General features: G+C 53.0%; 19 protein-coding genes. 13 read left to right on the top strand and 6 right to left on the bottom strand.

All coding sequences use genetic code 11. The features are described 5' to 3' along the window. Positions 1–23 precede the first annotated feature (23 nt). The 7 genes from OGY17_RS18600 to OGY17_RS18570 are packed head-to-tail and all read left to right on the top strand — an operon-like array spanning position 24 to position 7,919. Positions 24–2,495, top strand: a complete 2,472-nt coding sequence (locus OGY17_RS18600; protein WP_191215136.1) for a fimbria/pilus outer membrane usher protein — start codon at positions 24–26, stop codon at positions 2,493–2,495. 26 nt (positions 2,496–2,521) lie between these two features. Then, positions 2,522–3,298 carry a fimbrial biogenesis chaperone gene (locus OGY17_RS18595; RefSeq protein ID WP_100247262.1) on the top strand — a complete coding sequence of 259 codons (777 nt, stop codon included), beginning with the start codon at positions 2,522–2,524 and terminating at the stop codon, positions 3,296–3,298. A 12-nt stretch (positions 3,299–3,310) separates the two neighbouring features. Continuing rightward, positions 3,311–3,916, top strand: a complete 606-nt coding sequence (locus OGY17_RS18590) for a fimbrial protein (RefSeq protein WP_057068862.1) — start codon at positions 3,311–3,313, stop codon at positions 3,914–3,916. Then, the gene (locus OGY17_RS18585; protein WP_057068865.1) at positions 3,913–4,977 is read left to right on the top strand and encodes a fimbrial protein; all 1,065 of its coding nucleotides are present in this window, start codon (positions 3,913–3,915) and stop codon (positions 4,975–4,977) included. Before OGY17_RS18590 ends, OGY17_RS18585 begins: the two co-directional genes overlap by 4 nt. 9 nt (positions 4,978–4,986) lie before the next feature. Beyond that, on the top strand, positions 4,987–5,529 hold the full coding sequence (locus OGY17_RS18580; RefSeq protein WP_286608011.1) for a fimbrial protein: 543 nt from the start codon (positions 4,987–4,989) through the stop codon (positions 5,527–5,529). A gap of 1 nt (position 5,530) precedes the next feature. Next, positions 5,531–7,198, top strand: a complete 1,668-nt coding sequence (locus tag OGY17_RS18575; RefSeq protein ID WP_286608009.1) for an O-antigen ligase family protein — start codon at positions 5,531–5,533, stop codon at positions 7,196–7,198. A gap of 1 nt (position 7,199) precedes the next feature. Then, complete coding sequence (locus tag OGY17_RS18570; RefSeq protein ID WP_234103593.1) at positions 7,200–7,919, top strand: EAL domain-containing protein; 720 nt, start codon at positions 7,200–7,202, stop codon at positions 7,917–7,919. A 15-nt stretch (positions 7,920–7,934) separates the two neighbouring features. On the opposite strand, the gene OGY17_RS18565 is transcribed toward OGY17_RS18570, so the two are convergent. The 3 genes from OGY17_RS18565 to fadE all read right to left on the bottom strand — a co-directional run bounded on the left by OGY17_RS18565 (position 7,935) and on the right by fadE (position 11,847). Continuing rightward, positions 7,935–8,345, bottom strand: coding sequence for a Spy/CpxP family protein refolding chaperone (locus tag OGY17_RS18565; protein ID WP_003830819.1), 411 nt, complete (start codon positions 8,343–8,345; stop codon positions 7,935–7,937). Between the two features lie 179 nt (positions 8,346–8,524). After that, entirely contained in the window at positions 8,525–9,292 is a 768-nt protein-coding gene (locus OGY17_RS18560) for an amidohydrolase (RefSeq protein ID WP_032942424.1), read from the bottom strand. Positions 9,293–9,402: 110 nt separating this feature from the next. Continuing rightward, positions 9,403–11,847, bottom strand: a complete 2,445-nt coding sequence (gene fadE / locus OGY17_RS18555; protein ID WP_003830821.1) for an acyl-CoA dehydrogenase FadE — start codon at positions 11,845–11,847, stop codon at positions 9,403–9,405. Between the two features lie 239 nt (positions 11,848–12,086). Here fadE and lpcA point away from each other — a divergent pair, with 239 nt between their 5' ends. Then, complete coding sequence (gene lpcA, locus OGY17_RS18550) at positions 12,087–12,668, top strand: D-sedoheptulose 7-phosphate isomerase (RefSeq protein WP_125363547.1); 582 nt, start codon at positions 12,087–12,089, stop codon at positions 12,666–12,668. 111 nt (positions 12,669–12,779) lie between these two features. Beyond that, positions 12,780–13,547 (top strand): class II glutamine amidotransferase, encoded by a 768-nt coding sequence (locus OGY17_RS18545; RefSeq protein ID WP_125363548.1) that lies wholly within the window; start codon positions 12,780–12,782, stop codon positions 13,545–13,547. Here the strand turns inward: OGY17_RS18545 and dpaA are convergent. Beyond that, the gene (gene dpaA, locus OGY17_RS18540; RefSeq protein WP_008783787.1) at positions 13,518–14,258 is read right to left on the bottom strand and encodes a peptidoglycan meso-diaminopimelic acid protein amidase; all 741 of its coding nucleotides are present in this window, start codon (positions 14,256–14,258) and stop codon (positions 13,518–13,520) included. The two genes, OGY17_RS18545 and dpaA, sit on opposite strands and share 30 nt — an antisense overlap. A gap of 331 nt (positions 14,259–14,589) precedes the next feature. On the opposite strand from dpaA, the gene dinB reads away from it, so the two are divergent. Beyond that, a complete protein-coding gene (dinB, locus tag OGY17_RS18535; protein ID WP_128612373.1) occupies positions 14,590–15,645 on the top strand; it encodes a DNA polymerase IV in 1,056 nt (351 codons plus the stop codon). Positions 15,646–15,845: 200 nt separating this feature from the next. Here the strand turns inward: dinB and pepD are convergent, their stop codons facing one another. After that, positions 15,846–17,303, bottom strand: a complete 1,458-nt coding sequence (pepD, locus tag OGY17_RS18530; RefSeq protein ID WP_008783788.1) for a cytosol nonspecific dipeptidase — start codon at positions 17,301–17,303, stop codon at positions 15,846–15,848. A 261-nt stretch (positions 17,304–17,564) separates the two neighbouring features. Between pepD and gpt the strand changes: the two genes are divergently transcribed. The 3 genes from gpt (at position 17,565) to crl (ending at position 19,827) form a co-directional block, all read left to right on the top strand. After that, positions 17,565–18,023 carry a xanthine phosphoribosyltransferase gene (gene gpt, locus OGY17_RS18525; protein WP_003031380.1) on the top strand — a complete coding sequence of 153 codons (459 nt, stop codon included), beginning with the start codon at positions 17,565–17,567 and terminating at the stop codon, positions 18,021–18,023. A gap of 100 nt (positions 18,024–18,123) precedes the next feature. Then, entirely contained in the window at positions 18,124–19,368 is a 1,245-nt protein-coding gene (gene frsA, locus OGY17_RS18520) for an esterase FrsA (RefSeq protein ID WP_020996608.1), read from the top strand. A 57-nt stretch (positions 19,369–19,425) separates the two neighbouring features. Further along, a complete protein-coding gene (gene crl / locus OGY17_RS18515; protein ID WP_008783790.1) occupies positions 19,426–19,827 on the top strand; it encodes a sigma factor-binding protein Crl in 402 nt (133 codons plus the stop codon). A gap of 57 nt (positions 19,828–19,884) precedes the next feature. On the opposite strand, the gene phoE is transcribed toward crl, so the two are convergent. Further along, the gene (phoE, locus tag OGY17_RS18510; RefSeq protein WP_003830831.1) at positions 19,885–20,940 is read right to left on the bottom strand and encodes a phosphoporin PhoE; all 1,056 of its coding nucleotides are present in this window, start codon (positions 20,938–20,940) and stop codon (positions 19,885–19,887) included. Positions 20,941–21,061: the final 121 nt, after the last annotated feature.

Below are 21,061 nucleotides of genomic sequence, written 5' to 3'. Positions count from 1 at the left end.
TATCTGAAGGTTTGCGAACGAAAATGATCACGCTGAAAACAGATAAAAAACTTCTGGCGCTTTTAATTGCTCTGGTCTGTGCCTCTTCATGGGCTGAAGCGGATGAGTCTATTGAATTTAATACTGACGTCCTGGATGCCAGTGACAGACAAAATGTCGATTTACAGCGTTTTTCCGAAGGCAACTTTGTGACTCCCGGAGAATATCTGTTGGATGTTCGTATTAACAGCCAGGAGATCCCTCAGCAGTCGATCCGTTATATCGTTGATCCTGCCAACTCGCATAAATCCATGGCGTGCCTGACGCCGCAACAGCTCGAATTACTGGCGCTCAAAGAAGAGGCGCTGACCTATATTCATCCGATTAGCGCGACCTGCTATGACATTTCCCGCCTGCCGGGTGTGGTGCTGAATAATAGCGCAGGCGTACTGGACATTACCGTGCCTCAGGCATGGATGAAATATACCGATCCAGACTGGACGCCGCCGGAGCGCTGGGATAACGGCGTCGCGGGACTGATTTTCGACTACAGCGTCTCGGGCCAGGCCACACATTACGAACAAGGTGGCGATCATTACCGCTCACTGTCTGGTTATGGACAGACGGGCTTTAACCTCGGCGCGTGGCGCTTTCGTGGCCAGTATCAGGCCAATTATGCTTCGGATGAAAATCGTGGGCGTATCGACTGGGATCAGATCTATGCCTATCGCCCGTTACCGATGCAGGGTGCAAAACTGACGGTCGGTGAAATATATCTGAATTCCCAGGTGTTTGATTCAGTGCGATTTACGGGGGCTAACCTTGCCAGCGACGAGCGCATGCTACCACCGAATTTGCAGGGCTACGCGCCCGAAGTGCACGGCATCGCCCGCAGTAATGCGAAGGTCACCGTCAGTCAGCAGGGGCGTGTTATCTATCAAACCACCGTTCCTGCGGGGCCATTTAATATTCAGGATCTACACGGCTCGGTACGCGGCACGCTGGATGTTCGCGTCGAAGAGCAGGATGGCAGCGTACAAACTTTTCAGGTCAATACGGCAGATATCCCTTACCTGACGCGCCCGGGCTATGTTCGTTACAACGCCGCTGTCGGTAAGCCATCGCGTTATAACCACGACGTCCAGGGACCTGCATTTTATAGCGGTGATTTTTCATGGGGGGTCAGCAATGCGTGGTCACTGTACGGTGGCGCGTTGCTCACTGGCGATCGCTATAACGCCTGGTCGATGGGGATTGGGCGGGATTTGAGCTGGCTGGGCGCGCTGTCGGCTGATGCGACGCAATCCGTGAGCCGAGTGAAGCATCAGGCTGAACAAAAAGGGATGTCCTTTAAGCTCAGCTATGCCAAAACCTTTGATGAATACAACAGCGCCATCACCTTTGCCGGTTACCGTTTTTCACAGCGTAACTTCCGCACCTTCTCGCAGTTCCTCGACGAGCAGTATGAAAATAACAATAGCGCCGGCAACGAAAAAGAGATGTACACCATCACCGGTAACAAGACCTTTTTTGCTGACGACCCGCAATTAGCGACCACGCTGTACCTGACCTATACCCACCAGAATTACTGGGATCGTGGCTCTCAGGATCGTTACGGGGTGTCGATGGGGCACAGCTTTTCGTTCGCAGGCATTCAGGGGATCAGCGCCAACCTTGCCGCTTACCGCTCTGAGTATCAGGGCAAACGGGACGACAGCCTTTCGCTGTCCATTTCGGTGCCATGGAGCGATGGCCGCTCAATGGATTATGAAGTGCAAAACAGCGGCAGCCAGACCAGTCAGATGGTTTCGTATTCCGATAACCGCGACCGTAACAATCCATGGCGACTGCGCGCAGGGGTTTCCGGTGAAGGGCACACCGCGTTTGATGGCTACTACAAGCATCGCAGCATGATGGCGGAACTGGAATCTAACGTCAGCTGGCAGCAATCACGTTATTTCTCCGTTGGCGGCACGATGCGCGGCGGCTTTACCGCAACGCGTCATGGTGCGGCACTACACAACAGCCAGGCGTCGATGAATACCGCCAGGGTGATGGTTGATACCGACGGTGTGGCGAATGTACCGCTGAACGGCGAACAGGCGCACTCAAACCGCTTCGGTATTGCCGTCGTACCGGACGTCGTCAGCTATCACAGCTTTGATACCCGTATCGATGTGGACGCAATGGACGAGGACATTTCCGCGACCAAAGCCATCGTCACCAACACCCTGACGGAAGGCGCGATTGGTTATCAGCGCTTCGCCGTGGCGCAGGGGCAAAAAATGATGGCGCTGCTGCGCCTGAAAGATGGTTCGGTACCGCCGTTTGGTGCCGAAGTGTTTAACGCCAACGGTGTCAGCGTCGCCATGGTGATGGAAAACGGCATGGCCTGGATTGCGGGTGTGAATCCAGCCGAGCGTCTTTCTGTTGCCTGGGGCGGTCGCGCGCAGTGTCACTTACAGGTGCCGCAACAAATCAACCCGGAAGGTAACGTGCTGTTGCCTTGTGAATAATATCAATAACCTGAATGAATTTTGTCATGAAAAATCAAGCATTTTACTCCGTGCAGCGTTGGCTCAAACCCGTGGTCTGCGGTCTGCTTTTTATTGCAGAGATCAACGCCTCATGGGCGGGCATTGCACTTGACCGTACCCGTCTGATTATCACCGGTGATGCGCGATCTGTCAGTGCGAACTTAACCAACACCAGTCCGAGCATTCCGTTTCTGGCTCAGTCGTGGGTGGAAGACGCCAATGGAACAAAAATTACCTCGCCGTTGATGGTTTTACCGCCGCTACAACGGATTAACGGCGGGCAAAAGGGCATTGCGCGTGTGACAAAAACCAGCGGTATTAACGCTTTGCCGCAGGATCGCGAAAGTCTGTTCTACCTGAACGTGCGTGAAATTCCGCCCAAGCCGGATAAGCCGAACGTGCTGCAACTGGCGATGCAGTCGCGCATCAAACTGTTCTACCGTCCGACCGCCATCGTGCCGGAAACACCGGGCGCCGTGTGGCAAAACCAACTGGTCTTTCATAAGCAGGGGCAGCGCTGGAGTGTGGATAACCCAACGCCGTACTTCGTTACCTTAATCGGCTTAAGCCGCAAGCCTGAAGCGCAGGGCGGCGACAGGCTGACTGACTTCCCTGGGATTATGGTTTCACCAAAGTCCTCTCTCGATTTCAGCGTGGCCGACGGCAGCGTTAGCCAGTTCAGCATGATGTATGTGAACGATTTTGGCGGTCATCCCGAATTGAAATTCAGCTGCACAGGCAATGTGTGTAAAGCATTGCCGATGGAGCAACAGCCCCGGTAACAGGATTCGTAAATGAAAAAGATGCTTTGCGCTCTGCTGATGGCGGGCATGGCCTGCTCGGTTCAGGCCACAAGCGGTCGCCAGGATATGAGCAATGTGTCCGGCGAGTATGGCAACGTCCGCTTTCATGGTCGGGTGTTCGTTTCGCCATGCGTGCTGGATATGGCCTCCCGCGATCAGACTATCGATCTTGGTGATATTTCCGCCGGCCGATTTCGCCAGGGCGGCGATCGCAGCGATCCGGTATTGGTCACGCTGTATCTGAATGGCTGTTTAAAGGGCTCCGGTCATACCTTAAGGGATTTCCCCGGGCAGACCAGTGAGATGCCTGAGCTGGCGCACAGCACGGTGGAGCGTGGTGTTTCGATGACGCTAATGGCTGAAGGCGCACCGGAAAACAGCGATTTGGGGCGCATTCGTGGTGATGTTCGCGGCGCGGGCATCCGGCTACTGACTGAACGTAATCAGTTAATCCACCTGAACCAACCGCAACGCATGTGGATCCTCAAACCGGGCGATAACGCCATTCATTTTCTTGCCGCGCTGGAATCTTTTGGGCGAGAGGTGACCGCCGGAGAATTTAACGGTCTGGTCATACTTAAGCTGGAGTATCTATGAGCGTATTACGTAAAACGCTGTTGTGGTTGGTGCTGGCAGGTTGTCCGTTGGCCGGGCAGGCATTTACACAGGGAGAAGGTGAGCCGGAAGGTGGGTCGCCGCATCAGTACGATATTGAACTGAGCTCGCTGGATGTCAGTAAAAACCACGTGGGTGGCAGAACGGAGCCGTTCCCATGGAATCTGGGCGGCTGGTATGTGGTGAATTTCTATTGCGAACAGGCTGACATCTCCCGAGCACCAATTTACTACACCACCACAACCACGATGCCGCCTTCAAATCAGGGGGCGAACCGTTTTCGGCTAAACGAGTATCTGGATGTGGAAGTTCAGGTGTGGGTTGCCGGGGGCTATAAAAAATATGTGCAGGCGCCTTTTACCAACGTTTCAAACCGCAACAGCAACAACAGCTGTAAAAAGCGTAAGGGCTACACGCGAGCGACTAACGTTGAAAGTGGTTCAAAAGGGAAAGTGACGTTTATTGTCACTAAACCCATTATCAATGGCATCAATATCACTTCCCAGTCGCTGGTGGAGGTGGCCGGGCGCATGGGAAGCGCGGGACCTACGCCAACCACGGCGATTTCTCGCGTGGTGATTAAATCCGGGCTAATTACCGTCCCGGACAAATGCACCTTCAACCGGGGAGACAAAATCAGCATTGAGTTTGGCGATCTGCCTGGATCCGCTGCCCGGCTCAACGGCACTAACTACAGCAAGTCAGTCCCTATACATGTGGTCTGTGAAGGCGGGAGTTTCGATCAGGGCGCGCTGAACATTAATCTTGGTATACAAACGACCACGGCGTCAGGCACGGCGGGGTTTAACGGTAATCTCCTTGGCACGCTGAGCGGCGGACAAAAGCGCGACGATCTCGGCATTATGCTTAAAGACGAAAGTGGTGGCACCGTTGTGCCCAATCAATTCTACAACGTGAAGGGGTTTTACCAGAATCAGGGCGACTGGAATCTTACCGCCGCGCCGGTGGCAAAGCCGGGCGTGGGAAGCGTGAAAGAAGGTGAATTTGAAGCCTCTGCCACCGTTGTCGCGCAGTTTCAGTAGGGGGATGTCATGAGATTCTCGGCGTTATTCGCGACCAGTATGTTACTGCTAGGTGGCATGGCGCATGCCGACACCAAACTGGTCGGCGGCGATATGTATTTTCACGGCACCATCAGAGCCCTGGCCTGCAGCCTTGCACCGGGAGGCGACAAAATCGAGGTCGATTTCAAGCAAATCGCGACACAGGATCTCTATCTCTCGGGGCGCAGTAAGCCGGAAAAATTCAGCATCCAGTTACGCGACTGCAACCCTGAGGTTTTCCGTGGGATCTCGGTTACCTTCAGCGGTCGTGAGGATGCGGAGCTGACCGATCATCTGGCGCTGGATAGCAGTGAACAAGGCGGCGCGTCAGGGATCGGGATTGGGATGAGCGAAGAAGACGGCACGGCAATCCGCCTTGATGAGAGCACGTCAGTTAAAGAGATAACAGAAGGCTCGATGACGCTGAATTTCTTGGCGTGGGTCGCAGCGGAGCCATCGGCGATAAAAAATCAGTCTCTCGAATACGGTCCGTTCAGCGCCAGCGGGACCTGGACGTTGAACTACCAGTAGCATGATGAACGTACTGAATCGCATTGCGCCGCTGCCTGCGCAGAAATTATTGCTCGGTATTAGTCTGTTTTTCTGGTGTGGGGCCATGCATCTCTACTGGCCGAACAACGGCGGCAGCGGTCTGTCGTTGCCGCTTAATATTACGAGCTGGATCTACGCTGTTGTACTGGCTGCAAGCGTATTGATGCTGGTGCCTCGTCAACGCTGGCGCATCACTGTGCCCGCTGCGGGTTTTACAGTCGGGGCGTTTATCCTGACGTTGCTTTGCCTACTAACGCCTGATGTCTGGCAGGCCGAGGCACTGCTGGTGGCGGGGGCGTTACTGGGCGGTGTGAGCGTCTATCTGGTCACATTACAAATTCCGCTCACGGCAAACACCTTAACGGCACTGCTGGCTCTGCTATGGGGAGCGTGCGTCATTGAATGTCTGGCGTTTGTCTATCAGTACTGGCATTTGCCGGGCGTTGAATACTGGGAGTTTGCCTGGCGGCGCGGCACGCGGCCCTACGGGATTTTTCAGCAGGTCAATCTGCTGGCCAGCTTCACGGCATGCGGTGTGCTGCTGTCAGCGCCGCTCTTTTTACGTCTGCACCGCGGGTATCGAATTGCCATTGGGATAGGCCTGGTAACGATGGGATTTGTGCTGCATGAATCTCAGTCGCAAACCGGCTACCTGTCTCTGGTAGTCGGTGAAGTGCTGCTGCTGGCGGTTTTCCCGGCGCAATGGCGCACGCTACTGCTGCTTCTACTGCCGCTGGCGTTAGGCGTGGCGATAGGGGCCACGGCCCGCCATTTTTTGTCTGCGGTCACGGTCGATCATCTGACGACTTCTCAAGTGCGCTGGACGGTGTTGAAAACGTCGCTGGCATTATTTGCCGAACGCCCGTGGATGGGGTGGGGCGTGGGCAGTTTTGCTGCCGTGTTTCTCGAACGCGCGGGGCCATTGGGGCTGGGCAGCATTTCGCATCCGCACAACGAACTGGTGCTGTGGTTGGTGGAGGGCGGTCTGGTTGGGCTTGCGGGGGCACTCTGTTTTATAGCGGGTGGTTTATGGCTCTGGCTGCACGGTAATTGCTGGCGTCGCGCCTGCCTGGTGGCGGCACTGCCGGTGGTTATTCATATGTTGACGGAATACCCCGTCAGGCAGTCAACGCCACACTGGCTGCTGTTGATCCTGCTGCTTCGATGTGCAGACAGCGCGCGAACGGGAATACGCCTGGCGCTTACGTCAACGTCGCTGATCCGCGCGGCAGGGTTTATCTCGTTACTGACCGTCGCGCCATTGCTGCTTCTCACGCTGTACACGCAACAGCAATTGACGCTGGCGGAGAGGCAGTCAACGCAGTGGCATCTTGCCGAACCGCTCCCTGTAGGAGGCTGGCTTCTTACCAGTCGCTATCGGTTTGATGTCCAGATGGGGTATCTGCAACGGTATCAGCGTACCCGGGACGTACGTTGGCTGGAGGCAGTTCGCCGCTGGGCGCCTGATTATGTGCGCGTTCACCCAGACCCTAATGTCTCCTTCACGCAAATCTTACTGGCGTTGCAACAGCGCGACCTGGTCGAGGCGCATCGTCTGGCGACGCACTTTTGCCTGATATACCCGAACGATCGCCGTATCCCGTGGCTGCAGAATGCACGACGTCCTTTTAATAAAATAATGGAATGATATGAACAGATTCAGTGAACAGGCCCGTTATGTGCCAGAACTTCCCCGCAACGCCGAATTGCTGCGGATCACCGGGATCCGTTTGCAGCGCATTCATTTTTTTGATGACGCATCGCTGGATGTCTGTGAGGTGTTAAGCCAGGTACGCACACCGCTCCCACTGGATCTGTTTTTCAAGCACCTTTCCATTGCGGCAAAACAGCAGCTTTTTCTATGGCAAATGCAGCGGGTGCTGGCCCTCTCTGGAAGCTATTCGCTGAATTTATCCGTCAGGATGCTGACCAGTCTGTCATGGATCACACGTCTCACAAAGCAGGTGCATCAGGGGAGGATTGTTATTGAAATTCAGGATCCGGGCTCCATGATGCGCCTGGATAAGGCAGAGCAGCAGGCCGTATGCATTGCCGTAAAAATGCTGGTGCGTCACGGGTTTCGCGTGTGGCTAGATGATGTTTCGCCTGAGCTATTTTTTGTCTGGCGGCTGTCGGGCATCCGTTTCGATGCCATCAAAATTGAAAGCGGAATGTTTCATCAGTTCAGAACATCGGAGTGGCAGTTGAGGGTTCTGGTCAATCAATTTCGTGGGCTGGGTGAACGGGTTGTCATTGAGGGAGTAGAAACGCCACAGGATTATGCCATTTGCCGTATGAGCGGCGCAGATGCTGTACAGGGCTTTCTATTTGAGCAGGAAATTTTACCGAAAAGCCTGAATCATTGCTGACTCAGGCTCTGACAATTACTCGCTCAGCGTCTGTGCGATATCTTTTTGCACCTGCTGGCGCTGTTCTGGGGTCAGCACTTTGTTCAGGTCAAAATAGTATTTTACGCGATAATAACGCGCCTGCTGTTCGATGTTGCTGAACGCAGAAAGCTGTTTCTGAACGGCAGCTTCATCCCATTTCCCGGACTTGATGACGTCAATCAACGCGCCGTCTTTAACATCTTTCACCGAAATCTGGCTTACGTTGGTTTCAAGCTGCTGGTGCAGTTTTTTAATCTGCGCCACCTGGTCGTTGGTCAGCTTAAGATGCTGAACGACCGGGTCCTGAGCTGGAGCAGGAACATTGGATACGTTTGCTGCAAGCGTACTAAAAGAAGCGCCCGCTAAGGTAGCCGCCAGCAAAGTCATGCGTAAGAAGTTCTTCATTATTGAAATCCTGATAAGGAAATTATCGACATTGTCTGCCACTCGCTGGTTACGAGTGATTATCCTTTGCAGAATACGATGCTCACCGCATGTCGCCACGCGAATTTGTTTTGCGGTTGGTTACGGAGTGAAACAATCCCGCCACAAGAAACGTAGTGCAGCGGGAGTGAAGGCGATAGTTATAGCGTGAACGGGTCGGCGTCCTGCCAGGCGGGAAACTTCTCGCGATACTCGCGCAGCGCGGAGAGTGACAGTTCGGCGTCAATGCGTGTGGCCTGATGCGGCTCGGCGGTGGCAATAATCTCACCCTGCGGGTTAATCACCCGGCTGTCACCGCGATAATGATGGCCGTTACCGTCTGTGCCCACGCGGTTACATCCTGCTACATAAGCCTGGTTCTCAATCGCCCGTGCGGCAAGCAGAAGCTGCCAGTGCAGCGAACGCGGCGCAGGCCAATTGGCAACATACAACGCCAGGTCGTAATCGTTGCGATTGCGCGACCATACCGGAAAACGCAGGTCATAACAGACCAACGGTAGAATGCGCCAGCCGCGCCATTCAACAATAACGCGCGCGTCACCCGCCTGGTAATGCTGATGCTCATCCGCCATGCGGAACAGATGGCGCTTGTCGTAGAAATGCACATTACCTTCTGGCTCAACCAGAAAAAAGCGGTTTACCGGGCCGCGTTCAGACTGGATAGCAGCGCTGCCCGCGATCAGGGCGTTGGTCTGTTGCGCCTTGACGCGCATCCAGCTTACGACTTCTTCTTGCGGCAACGATTTATTTGCCGCTTCCATGGCAAATCCGCTGGTAAACATCTCGGGCAACACGATGACATCACGTCCGGCGACGGTTTCCAGTTGTCGGTCAAAATGGCGCAGGTTGGCCGGGCCATCCATCCAGATCAAGGGTTGTTGCAGCAGAGTAATTTTCAAACCAGGCACGATCGAGGCTCCTCGTTGAACAACATTTTGACACTGTAGCATGAGCATTAATGAAAATGTGGCAATAAAAAGCCCCGCATTAAGCGGGGCTAAACGTTGTGCGTATATCGTTATGCGGCTTCGACTTTACGCACTTTCTCTGGCAGCTTTACCGGCTGAGTCGCCAGCTCCTCGGGTTCAAAGTCATCCACGTTGATACTGCGCAGGCGGCTCGCTTCGGCTTTCACCAGAATCGCGGCTTCATCTTTATCAATCAGCCCTTTCGCCAGCGCATTGTGCGCCAGTTCGTCGAGACGGGTAAATGGCAGGTTTTTACCCAACTCTTTACAGATCCGCTGGTGGATAGGGTCGGCTGCAATGACATCCAGCAGCGCCTCTTCCAGCAAACCAACCGGGTTATGCTCGCTTGGCGTCAGATATTGACCGCGACCAATACGAGAACGAGTAGCACTTGGAACCTGCAAAATCTTCGCGACTTTATGGTCCAACTTGTCAGAAGGTGCGTCGTAGTGGCGACCGGTCGGGAAGATAACCACGTTCAGCAAGCCCGCGACCAGACGGTTCGGGAAGTTTTTCAGCAGATCGTCCATCGCCTGTTCCGCTTTGTACAACGCATCTTGAACGCCCCAGTGAACCAACGGCAGGTCCGCTTCATTACGGCCTTCATCGTCATAACGTTTCAGTACCGCAGAGGCCAGATACAGCTGACTTAACACATCGCCCAGACGCGCGGAGATACGTTCGCGGCGCTTCAGGCTACCGCCCAGTACGGCCATGGACACATCTGAAAGCAGGGCCAGGTTGGCGCTCAAGCGGTTCAGGTGCTGGTAGTAACGTTTGGTCGCATCGCCGGTTGGCGTGCTGCTGGTTAAGCCACGCGTCAGACCAAGCCAGAAGCTGCGCACTTTGTTACTGCCAACGTGACCGATGTGTTTGAACAGCAGCTTGTCGAACGCATTCACATCGTTACTCTGTGCCGCAGCCATCTCTTCCAGAACATACGGATGGCAGCGAATCGCACCCTGACCGAAGATCATCATGCTACGGGTCAGAATGTTGGCACCTTCAACGGTAATGGCGATTGGCGCACCTTGATAAGCGCGGGCGAGGAAGTTGCTTTCGCCAAGCATAATGCCTTTACCGCCAGTGATATCCATAGCATCGATGATTGACTGCTGCCCGCGGTGGGTACAGTGATATTTCACGATAGCCGACAGCACCGCCGGTTTTTCACCCAGCATAATGCCGTAGGTAATCAGTGATGCCGCAGCGTCCATCACGTATGCGTTACCGGCAATACGTGCCAACGGCTCTTCAATACCTTCCATCTTGCCGATGGAGATTTTGAACTGGCGACGAATGTGCGCATACGCGCCGGTGGCCATTGCGACCGATTTCACGCCGCCCGTCGAGTTAGACGGCAAGGTAATACCACGTCCTACAGACAGACATTCCACCAGCATGCGCCAGCCCTGACCGGCCATTTTCGGACCACCGATGATGTAATCAATCGGTACAAACACATCTTTACCGAGGGTCGGACCGTTCTGGAACGGCACGTTCAGCGGGAAGTGACGACGCCCAATTTGTACACCCGGCGTTGAGGTTGGGATCAGCGCACAGGTAATACCGAGATCTTCTTCACCACCCAGCAGTTTTTCCGGATCAGAGAGTTTAAATGCCAGACCCAGTACCGTGGCGATAGGGGCCAGCGTAATATAACGTTTGTTCCAGGTCAGGCGCATACCCAGCACCTGTTGGCCCTGCCAGTCACCCATACAAACCACGCCGGTATCAGGGATCGCCCCTGCGTCGGAGCCTGCTTCCGGGCTGGTCAGAGCAAAGCATGGGATCTCCTGACCGCGAGCCAGACGCGGCAGGTAATGATTTTTCTGCTCTTCGGTGCCGTAATGTTGCAGCAGTTCGCCTGGGCCTAATGAGTTAGGTACGCCAACGGTGATCGCCAGGATCCCGGAAACGCCGGAGAGTTTCTGCAGAACGCGAGCCTGAGCATATGCTGAGAATTCCAGCCCGCCGTACTCTTTCTTAATGATCATCGCGAAAAAGCGATGTTCTTTCAGATATGCCCACAGTTCCGGCGGCAGATCCGCGAGTTCGTGAGTGATCTGGAAGTCGTTCGCCATGCGGCACGCTTCTTCCACTGGACCATCAATAAACGCTTGTTCTTCAGCGGTCAGATGCGGTTGAGGATAGTTATGCAGTTTTTTCCAGTCAGGCTTGCCCTGGAACAGGTCACCTTCCCACCAGGTTGTACCGGCATCAATCGCTTCTTTCTCAGTACGCGACATCGGTGGCATGACTTTACGGAAACCGCGGAACACCGGCGCAGAGATCATGGATTTGCGCATCGGCGTAAAGTTAAACGGCACGAGGATAATGGCCAGAGGAACCAGCAGCCAGACTGACCACAGGCCAGCCACGCCAAGCGCAGCCGTCCAGGCGAGCAAAATTAAACTGCTGAGGAATAAGCTCACGCGGTGATAAAACAGAACGCTGAGCAGAACAACCGTAGCGATAATACTCAAAATCATCATAACGAAAAGCTCCCTTGCTTGTAGGAGGTCTGACCACTTGTGATGATATGTTTGTAGTGGATGTAAATTCTTTTAGCAATGTGTTTACAAAATAATTACAACAAAGCTCACATTGTTGCTGTTTTAACCGGCACAAAAAATCAAAAGCGACAGCCATTCCTGTGGCTTGGACTTCTCGCTGGTAGCGCTATCCGGTACACTGCGTCTTGTCATTTACATTCATGCTGAAGGATATCCTCATGTACCAGGATCTTATTCGTAACGAACTGAGCGAAGCGGCGGAAACGCTGGCTAATTTTCTTAAAGATGACGCCAATATTCACGCCATTCAGCGCGCGGCGGTTCTGTTGGCAGACAGCTTTAAAGCGGGCGGTAAGGTGCTTTCTTGCGGTAACGGCGGTTCCCATTGTGACGCGATGCACTTTGCCGAAGAGCTGACCGGACGCTATCGTGAAAACCGTCCTGGTTATCCGGCGATCGCTATCTCTGACGTCAGCCATATCTCCTGCGTCAGCAACGATTTCGGTTACGATTATGTGTTCTCTCGCTACGTAGAAGCCGTGGGTCGTGAAGGTGATGTCCTGTTAGGTATCTCGACTTCGGGTAATTCCGGTAACGTAATTAAAGCGATTTCCGCAGCGCGTGAGAAAGGGATGAAAGTGATCACCCTGACCGGTAAAGATGGCGGAAAAATGGCGGGCAGCGCGGATATCGAAATTCGCGTGCCGCACTTTGGCTACGCTGACCGTATTCAGGAAATTCATATCAAAGTGATCCATATCCTGATCCAGCTGATCGAAAAAGAGATGGTTAAACCATAAGAAGACGATTGCCGGATGGTGGCTAAAGCCTTATCCGGCCTACATGAGCGCCACGTAGGCCTGATAAGCGCAGCGCCATCAGGCAGTTCACGGTTTTAAGGTAGGTGATGTATGTGCGAACTGCTCGGGATGAGCGCCAATGTGCCAACCGATATCTGCTTTAGCTTCACCGGGCTGGTTCAGCGCGGCGGAGGGACTGGGCCGCACAAAGACGGCTGGGGTATTACGTTTTATGAAGGTAAGGGCTGCCGTACATTTAAAGATCCGCAACCCAGCTTTAATTCGCCTATCGCCAAACTGGTACAAGACTACCCCATCAAATCCTGTTCCGTGATTGCCCATATTCGTCAGGCGAACCGTGGCGAAGTGGCGTTGGAAAATACCCATCCCTTTACCCGCGAATTGTGGGGACGCAACTGGACCTATGCTCATAATGGACAGCTCAGTGGCTATAAATCGCTGGAAACCGGAAATTTCCGCCCGGTCGGGGAAACCGACAGCGAAAAAGCTTTCTGCTGGCTGCTCCACAAGCTGACGGAGCGTTATCCGCGCACGCCGGGCAATATGACGGCAGTGTTTAAATATATCGCAATGCTGGCAGGACAGCTGCGGGAGAAGGGCGTCTTCAACATGCTGTTGTCTGACGGACGCTATGTGATGGCCTTTTGTTCGACCAACCTGTTTTGGATCACGCGTCGTGCGCCGTTTGGCGTGGCGACATTGCTGGATCAGGATGTGGAAATCGATTTTAGTTCAGAGACCACACCCAATGATGTGGTCACCGTGATTGCCACTCAACCGTTAACCGGCAATGAAACCTGGCAAAAGATTATGCCAGGCGAGTGGGCATTATTTTGTCTCGGGGAGCGTGTAGTTTGATGCCAGTTGCGGCTGAACCACTTCGTGACTCAACGGCTTGCTGACGACGTAACGACCATTGACGACAGAAACGGTCGGTGGTTTACGTGTTTGTTCAAAGTAATCGTATCCCGGCTTTAACTGGGCCCAGAAATCTTTGTAATACGAGAACTTATGGCGTTGCATGTTGGCATCGGTCATGCGGAACGGGTAAATGCTAACCTGTACGCTGGACTGCCCGAACACCAGAGCACCGGTCACAAACTGGAAAATCTCATCAATGCCGTTGTCGGTCATTGCGTAGCAGCCGACGGAAACACAGGCACCGTGGATCATCAGGTACTTACCTTCATAACCGTGTGCGCGGTCATAGGCATTAGGGAAACCAATGTTAATCGCTTTATAGAAGCGACTATCTGGTTTCAGCTGTCCACGTTGTACGCTGTAAAACCCTTCCGGACTTTTGAAATCACCCTGACGCTGCTTCGGACCTAAGCCACCGGAATAATTACAGATCTTATAACTGTCGAGCAATTGATACTGTTCGCCCATCTTGACGTACAGATCTAAGGTTCGCTCTTCTTTGAAGATCTGGATATAAACGGGGGAGCCCATTAATTGCTGCTTATATTCTTTGCTGACAGGCGTAGTCGGGCTGCTGCTGCTCAGCAAACCGGCAAATGAAACGCACGGCAATAAAAGCATCGCAAGAAAAAATGCGATTTTACGCATACTGCTTATTCCTTGATAAAACGATCACACACGCCAGGACGGCAAAAAGAATCCCCAAATCGGATAAATCTGGATCTGGAGCGCTCACATTAGCACCAAGAGAGTTTTTCGCAAGTCTCTCGTGCGGCGTTTACACTTTAGTTTTTCTTTATACGGAAAATTGCGCTTAAAGGCAGTCAGACACTGGCGTATTTTGCTGGTTACTGCGCTTCATTGGATCTTAATCGTGCTGGATGGATAATGGGTCTGGAACGGCCCAGCATTAGGTACAACCAGACTTCTCACAACATAAAAATACTGTATACTTAAACAGTGATGTGGGAGACAAACGATGCGTAAAATCATACATGTCGATATGGACTGCTTTTTCGCGGCAGTGGAAATGCGCGACAACCCCGCCCTGCGCGACATTCCCATTGCTATTGGCGGCAGTCGTGAACGTCGGGGGGTCATCAGCACGGCCAATTACCCGGCGCGCAAATTTGGCGTGCGTAGCGCAATGCCAACGGGAATGGCATTAAAGCTGTGTCCGCATCTCACTTTATTACCTGGTCGTTACGAGGCCTATAAAGAAGCCTCCCGCCAGATTCAGGCTATTTTCTCTCGCTATACCTCGCTGATAGAACCCCTTTCGCTGGATGAAGCCTATCTGGATGTGACCGACAGCACCCACTGCCACGGCTCAGCTACGCTGATCGCTCAGGAAATCCGTCAGACAATTTTTAACGAGTTACAGTTAACCGCCTCTGCCGGAATTGCGCCGGTAAAATTTCTGGCAAAAATAGCCTCCGATCTCAACAAACCCAATGGGCAATATGTGATTACCCCTGCCGGTGTTCCTGAATTTCTCAGAACATTGCCGTTAGGCAAAATTCCCGGTGTTGGCAAAGTCTCCGCCGCTAAGCTGGAATCAATGGGATTACGTACCTGCGAAGATGTTCAAAAATACGACCTGGCAATGCTGCTCAAACGCTTCGGCAAGTTTGGTCGCGTGCTGTGGGAGCGCAGTCAGGGGATTGACGAGCGGGACGTCAACAACGACAGGCTGCGTAAATCCGTCGGCGTGGAGCGTACGCTGGCGGAAGATATTCACGAGTGGTCGGAGTGTGAGGCGATAATTGAACGGCTCTATCCTGAACTGGAACGGCGTCTGGCAAAGGTAAAGCCGGATCTGCTGATCGCTCGCCAGGGGATAAAACTCAAGTTTAATGATTTTCAGCAGACTACGCAGGAGCACGTCTGGCCGCGCTTAAATAAAGATGACTTAATTACGACAGCGCGCAAGACCTGGGACGAGCGTAGGGGAGGGCGAGGTGTCAGGCTGGTGGGATTACACGTCACGCTGCTGGATCCACAAATGGAAAGACAGCTACTGTTGGGGCTGTGATTCAGAACAATTGCCGGATGTCGGCGTAAACGCCTTATCCGGCCTACAAACCAGCGTGCAGGCCAGATGGCTACGTAACAACTTTATCCAGCCTTCAAATCAGCGTGCATGCCGGATGGCAGCGTAAAAACTTTATCCAGCCTACAAACCAGCGTGTAGGCCGGATAAGCGCAGCGCCATCCGGCAATTAGCGCAGAATCTTACTTCGCCGGAATAGACTTCAGCAGTTCAGTCAGCAGCGTCCAGTAATGGCCGACGCTTTCGATATGAACCTGCTCATCCGGGGAGTGCGGACCGGTGATAGTTGGCCCGATGGAAACCATGTCCATATCTGGATACGGTTTCTTGAACAGACCACATTCCAGACCAGCGTGGATGATCTGGATATTCGGCGTTTTGTTGAACAGACGCTGATAGGTTTCACGAACCAGGTGCATAACCGGAGAGTTAGCATCCGGCTGCCAGCCTGGGTATCCGCCTTTTGCCTGGGTTTTCGCGCCAGCCAGTTTACCCAGTGAATCCAGCATGCTCACCACGTAGTCTTTACCGCTGTCGATCAGGGAACGGATCAGGCAGTGAATTTCAACGTTGTCGTCAGTCATGGTGACAACTCCGACGTTCAGAGAGGTCTCTACCACGCCTTTGGCGACGTCAGAGTTGCGGATTACGCCGTTCGGGGTGGCGTTCAGCAGACGCACAAAGCTGTCGCGAGACTGAGCGGTCAGCGCGGCTTTGTCTTGAGTTACGGCATCCAGCAGCAGAGCCAGGTTCTTCTCTTTGGCTTCCAGTTCGTTTTTCAGGATTTCCTGATAGGTGTTGACCAGCGCTTTTAACGCATCAACTTTATCTGCAGCCACGGCGAGGGTGGCAAAGGCTTCACGCGGAATCGCGTTACGCAGCGTACCGCCGTTGAAATCAACCAGACGCAGATCCAGCTCTTCAGCGTGGCCCGCCAGGAAGCGTACCAGCAGTTTGTTCGCGTTACCGAGACCCACGTGGATTTCGCCGCCGGAGTGACCGCCTTTCAGGCCTTTTAACGTCAGCTTAAAGCTCTGGAATCCAGCCGGGATTGCTTCACGGGACAGCGGCAGGTTAGAGGTAAAGTCGATACCGCCTGCGCAACCCATGTAGATCTCACCTTCTTCTTCTGAGTCGGTGTTGATCAGGATATCTGCCTGCAGCCAGTTAGCCTGCAGACCAAACGCGCCATCCATACCCGCTTCTTCGGTCATGGTCAGCAGCACTTCCAGCGGACCGTGTACTACGCTGTCATCAGCCAGAACGGCCAGCGCAGACGCCATACCGATGCCGTTATCCGCACCCAGCGTGGTGCCACGGGCTTTCACCCATTCGCCGTCAATATAAGGCTGGATAGGATCTTTAGTGAAGTCATGCACGGTGTCGTTGTTTTTCTGCGGGACCATATCCAGGTGCGCCTGCAGAACGACCGGCTTGCGGTTTTCCATACCTGCGGTTGCGGGTTTGCGAATCAGGATATTACCGACTTGATCGCGCTCGACGTGGAAACCTTTCTCTTGGGCCCAGCTCAGAATGTGTTCAGCGAGCTGCTCTTCATGATAGGACGGATGAGGAATAGAACAGATTTTGGCAAAAATATCCCATAGCGGTTGCGGGGATAATTGAGACAGTTCAGACACGTTGAGTCTCCTTGGCGATGTCCTACAAAACTTGCTTGCAGGCCACGGGGTTAGCAGAATTAAAAACACCACAAGCCAGGCTTGCGCGATGCGATTGAGAATACCACTTTCTCCGCTGACGGCTAGCATAAAGCATGCAAAAAGAGGCGCGGATTCCGCGAAACACTGGTTTTTAGTGCGTCAGATCTCTATAATCTCGCGCAACCTATTTCCCCCTCGAACACTTTTTAAGCCGTAGATAAACAGGCTGGGACACTTCACATGAGCGAAAAATACGTCGTCACCTGGGACATGTTGCAGATCCATGCACGTAAACTGGCAAGCCGCCTGATGCCTTCTGAACAATGGAAAGGCATTATTGCCGTTAGCCGTGGTGGTCTGGTGCCGGGCGCATTGCTGGCGCGTGAATTGGGTATTCGTCATGTCGATACCGTATGCATCTCCAGCTACGATCACGACAACCAGCGCGAACTGAAAGTGCTGAAGCGTGCCGAAGGCGACGGTGAAGGTTTCATCGTAATCGATGACCTGGTTGACACCGGTGGTACCGCCGTTGCGATCCGCGAAATGTATCCTAAAGCGCATTTCGTCACTATCTTCGCTAAGCCGGCTGGTCGCCCGCTGGTGAATGATTATGTTGTTGATATCCCTCAGGATACCTGGATTGAGCAGCCGTGGGATATGGGCGTAGTGTTCGTCCCGCCGATCTCTGGTCGCTAATCTAAACAGTTTTCAACGCCTGGCAACTGCCGGGCGTTGTTCTTTTTGTGCTGTGTCAGGTTACACTATGCCTTAGTGAGTACTCATGGAGGCTGCAATCATGTCACAGGCTAACCTCAGCGAAGTCCTGTTTAAACCCCGCTTCAAACACCCTGAAACGTCAACACTGGTTCGTCGTTTTAATCACGGCGCGCAGCCGTCCGTACAATCTGCCCTGGATGGCAAAACCATTCCGCACTGGTATCGCATGGTGAATCGCCTGATGTGGATCTGGCGCGGCGTTGACCCGCGTGAAATCCTTGAGGTGCAGGCACGTATCGTGATGAGCGAAGCCGAGCGTACAGATAAAGAACTCTACGATACGGTTATCGGCTATCGCGGTGGGAACTGGATCTATGAGTGGGCGAAGCAGGCGATGGACTGGCAACAGAAAGCGTCTATGGAAGAGGATCCGCAGGTGAGCGGACGCCACTGGCTGCATGCGTCTACGTTGTACAACATTGCCGCTTACCCACACCTGAAAGGCGATGAGCTGGCAGAGCAGGCACAGGCTTTGGCGAATCGCGCCTATGAAGAGGCCGCACAGCGATTGCCGGGCACGCTGCGTGAGATGGAGTTTCCCATCGCTGGCGGTGCGCCGATCACCGGCTTCTTACATATGCCAAAAGGTGACGGTCCGTTCCCGACGGTGCTGATGTGCGGTGGTCTCGATTCCATGCAAACGGATTACTACACCCTGTATGAGCGCTATTTTGCCCCACGGGGTATAGCCATGCTGACGCTGGACATGCCGTCGGTTGGGTTCTCGTCAAAATGGAAACTGACTCAGGATTCCAGCCTGCTGCATCAGCATGTATTAAAAGCGCTGCCTAATGTTCCCTGGGTGGATCACACCCGTGTGGCGGCCTTCGGTTTCCGCTTTGGCGCTAACGTAGCGGTACGTCTGGCGTATCTGGAATCATCGCGTCTGAAGGCGGTGGCCTGTCTGGGGCCAGTGGTTCATGCGCTGCTTAGCGACCCGCAGCGTCAGGCGAGCGTCCCGGAAATGTACCTTGATGTACTGGCTAGCCGCCTGGGGATGCACGACGCCTCCGATGAAGCGCTGCGCGTTGAGCTTAATCGCTATTCATTAAAAGTGCAGGGCCTGTTGGGGCGACGCTGCCCGACGCCAATGCTCTCGGGATTCTGGAAGAACGATCCGTTTAGCCCGGAAGAAGAGTCACGTTTAATCACATCTTCATCTTCAGACGGTAAGCTACTGGAGATCCCCTTCAACCCGGTGTATCGCAATTTTGACAAAGGGTTGCAGGAAATAACCGGTTGGATCAATCAGAGATTGTGTTAAAAGTTTGCTAAATTTTAGCGATTTGGTAAAACAGGTGCTTCACCTAAGGAGATCGTAATGACGTTACCGAGTGGGCATCCGAAAAGTAGATTGATCAAGAAATTCACCGCGCTTGGCCCGTATATCCGGGAAGGGCAGTGCGAAGATAATCGATTTTTTTTCGATTGTCTGGCTGTTTGCGTCAACGTGAAACCCGCCCCTGAGAAACGCGAGTTCTGGGGCTGGTGGATGGAACTGGAGGCGCAGGAAAAACGTTTCACGTACAGCTATCAGTTTGGTTTGTTTGATAAAGACGGTAACTGGACGGCGGTGCCGGTGAAAGAGACTGAAGTGGTAGAGCGACTGGAATACACCTTACGTGAATTCCATGAAAAATTACGTGGCTTGTTAACGACGCTGAATCTGGCGCTGGAACCTGCTGACGACTTTAAGGATGAACCGGTTAAGTTAACGGCATAATGAACAGTAAAATGCCGGATGGCGGCGCAACCCCATCCGGCATTTTTTTATGCTATATCAGAACTGGTAGACCATACCGACAGCAACGATGTCATCATCGTTGATGCCCAGTTTATTATCGCTATCCAGCTGGTTGATTTTATAGTCAACAAACGCGGACATATTTTTGTTGAAATAATACGTTGCGCCCACGTCGATATAATTCACCAGGTCTTCATTGCCGACGCCTTCAATATCTTTCCCTTTAGAAAGCACATAACCCAGTGACGGACGCAGACCAAAGTCAAACTGGTACTGAACAACCGCTTCGAAGTTCTGTGTTTTATTGGCGAAGCCGCCGGAAATTGGCGTCATGTTGCGTGTTTCAGAATAGAACGTCGCAATATAAATATCGTTAGCATCATATTTTAAGCCGGTTGCCCAGGCTTCAGCTTTATCACCCGTACCGCGAGTTTGCAGATTTTGCTGGTTGGTACGATCGGAGTTGGTATAAGCGCCGCTCACCGCGAAATCGCTGCCGCCAAAGTCATAGGTAACAGAAGTACCAAAACCGTCGCCGTTCTGTTTTTTCACATCGCGATCCTGGTTTTTACCCTGGTATTGCAGGGTCAGATCCAGGCCATCCACGACGCCGAAGAAGTCGGTGTTACGGTAAGTTGCCAGACCGCTGGCGCGTTTGGTCATAAAGTTATCGGTCTGTGCGGAGGAGTCGCCACCAAATTCCGGGAACATATCGGTCCAGGCTTCCACGTCATACAGCGCGCCCAGGTTACGACCATAATCAAACGAGCCAAAATCTTTTAATTTCACACCGGCGAAGGCCAGACGTGTTTTTTGTTGGTTTGAGTCGCTTTCAGCTTTATTGCCGGCAAACTCTGCTTCCCAACGACCATAACCGGTTAGTTGATCGTTAATTTGCGTTTCACCTTTAAAACCTAAACGGATATAGCTTTGGTCACCATCTTTGCTGTCATAATCCGTCATGTAATGCATGGCTTTTACTTTGCCGTACAAATCCAGCTTATTACCGTTCTTGTTATACACTTCCGCTGCCTGTACGGATGCCGACGCAACAATTCCCATCACCACTAATGCCAGAGTGCTCTTTTTCATTTTCATTCCTGATTAAAAGTACGCGCTAATATTCACTGGGTGTGATCCCCGTTAAAAGACAGGAGGGTTTTTAACGTCTGGCAATGAACGTTTTATGACAAAGTAAGAATATTTTTAAAAA

The sequence above is a fragment of the Citrobacter sp. Cpo126 genome (assembly GCF_030332445.1).
Taxonomy (GTDB): Bacteria; Pseudomonadota; Gammaproteobacteria; order Enterobacterales; family Enterobacteriaceae; genus Citrobacter; species Citrobacter portucalensis.
This window is presented reverse-complemented; position numbering and strand designations above follow the sequence as displayed.

What these genes read in the sequence shown, in the direction of transcription:
- OGY17_RS18600 (WP_191215136.1), top strand. Translation starts at nt 24, where the DNA reads ATGATCACGCTGAAAACAGATAAAAAACTTCTGGCGCTTTTAATTGCT.
- OGY17_RS18595 (WP_100247262.1), top strand. Translation starts at nt 2,522, where the DNA reads ATGAAAAATCAAGCATTTTACTCCGTGCAGCGTTGGCTCAAACCCGTG.
- OGY17_RS18590 (WP_057068862.1), top strand. Translation starts at nt 3,311, where the DNA reads ATGAAAAAGATGCTTTGCGCTCTGCTGATGGCGGGCATGGCCTGCTCG.
- OGY17_RS18585 (WP_057068865.1), top strand. Translation starts at nt 3,913, where the DNA reads ATGAGCGTATTACGTAAAACGCTGTTGTGGTTGGTGCTGGCAGGTTGT.
- OGY17_RS18580 (WP_286608011.1), top strand. Translation starts at nt 4,987, where the DNA reads ATGAGATTCTCGGCGTTATTCGCGACCAGTATGTTACTGCTAGGTGGC.
- OGY17_RS18575 (WP_286608009.1), top strand. Translation starts at nt 5,531, where the DNA reads ATGATGAACGTACTGAATCGCATTGCGCCGCTGCCTGCGCAGAAATTA.
- OGY17_RS18570 (WP_234103593.1), top strand. Translation starts at nt 7,200, where the DNA reads ATGAACAGATTCAGTGAACAGGCCCGTTATGTGCCAGAACTTCCCCGC.
- OGY17_RS18565 (WP_003830819.1), bottom strand. Translation starts at nt 8,345, where the DNA reads ATGAAGAACTTCTTACGCATGACTTTGCTGGCGGCTACCTTAGCGGGC.
- fadE (WP_003830821.1), bottom strand. Translation starts at nt 11,847, where the DNA reads ATGATGATTTTGAGTATTATCGCTACGGTTGTTCTGCTCAGCGTTCTG.
- lpcA (WP_125363547.1), top strand. Translation starts at nt 12,087, where the DNA reads ATGTACCAGGATCTTATTCGTAACGAACTGAGCGAAGCGGCGGAAACG.
- OGY17_RS18545 (WP_125363548.1), top strand. Translation starts at nt 12,780, where the DNA reads ATGTGCGAACTGCTCGGGATGAGCGCCAATGTGCCAACCGATATCTGC.
- dpaA (WP_008783787.1), bottom strand. Translation starts at nt 14,258, where the DNA reads ATGCGTAAAATCGCATTTTTTCTTGCGATGCTTTTATTGCCGTGCGTT.
- dinB (WP_128612373.1), top strand. Translation starts at nt 14,590, where the DNA reads ATGCGTAAAATCATACATGTCGATATGGACTGCTTTTTCGCGGCAGTG.
- gpt (WP_003031380.1), top strand. Translation starts at nt 17,565, where the DNA reads ATGAGCGAAAAATACGTCGTCACCTGGGACATGTTGCAGATCCATGCA.
- frsA (WP_020996608.1), top strand. Translation starts at nt 18,124, where the DNA reads ATGTCACAGGCTAACCTCAGCGAAGTCCTGTTTAAACCCCGCTTCAAA.
- crl (WP_008783790.1), top strand. Translation starts at nt 19,426, where the DNA reads ATGACGTTACCGAGTGGGCATCCGAAAAGTAGATTGATCAAGAAATTC.
- phoE (WP_003830831.1), bottom strand. Translation starts at nt 20,940, where the DNA reads ATGAAAAAGAGCACTCTGGCATTAGTGGTGATGGGAATTGTTGCGTCG.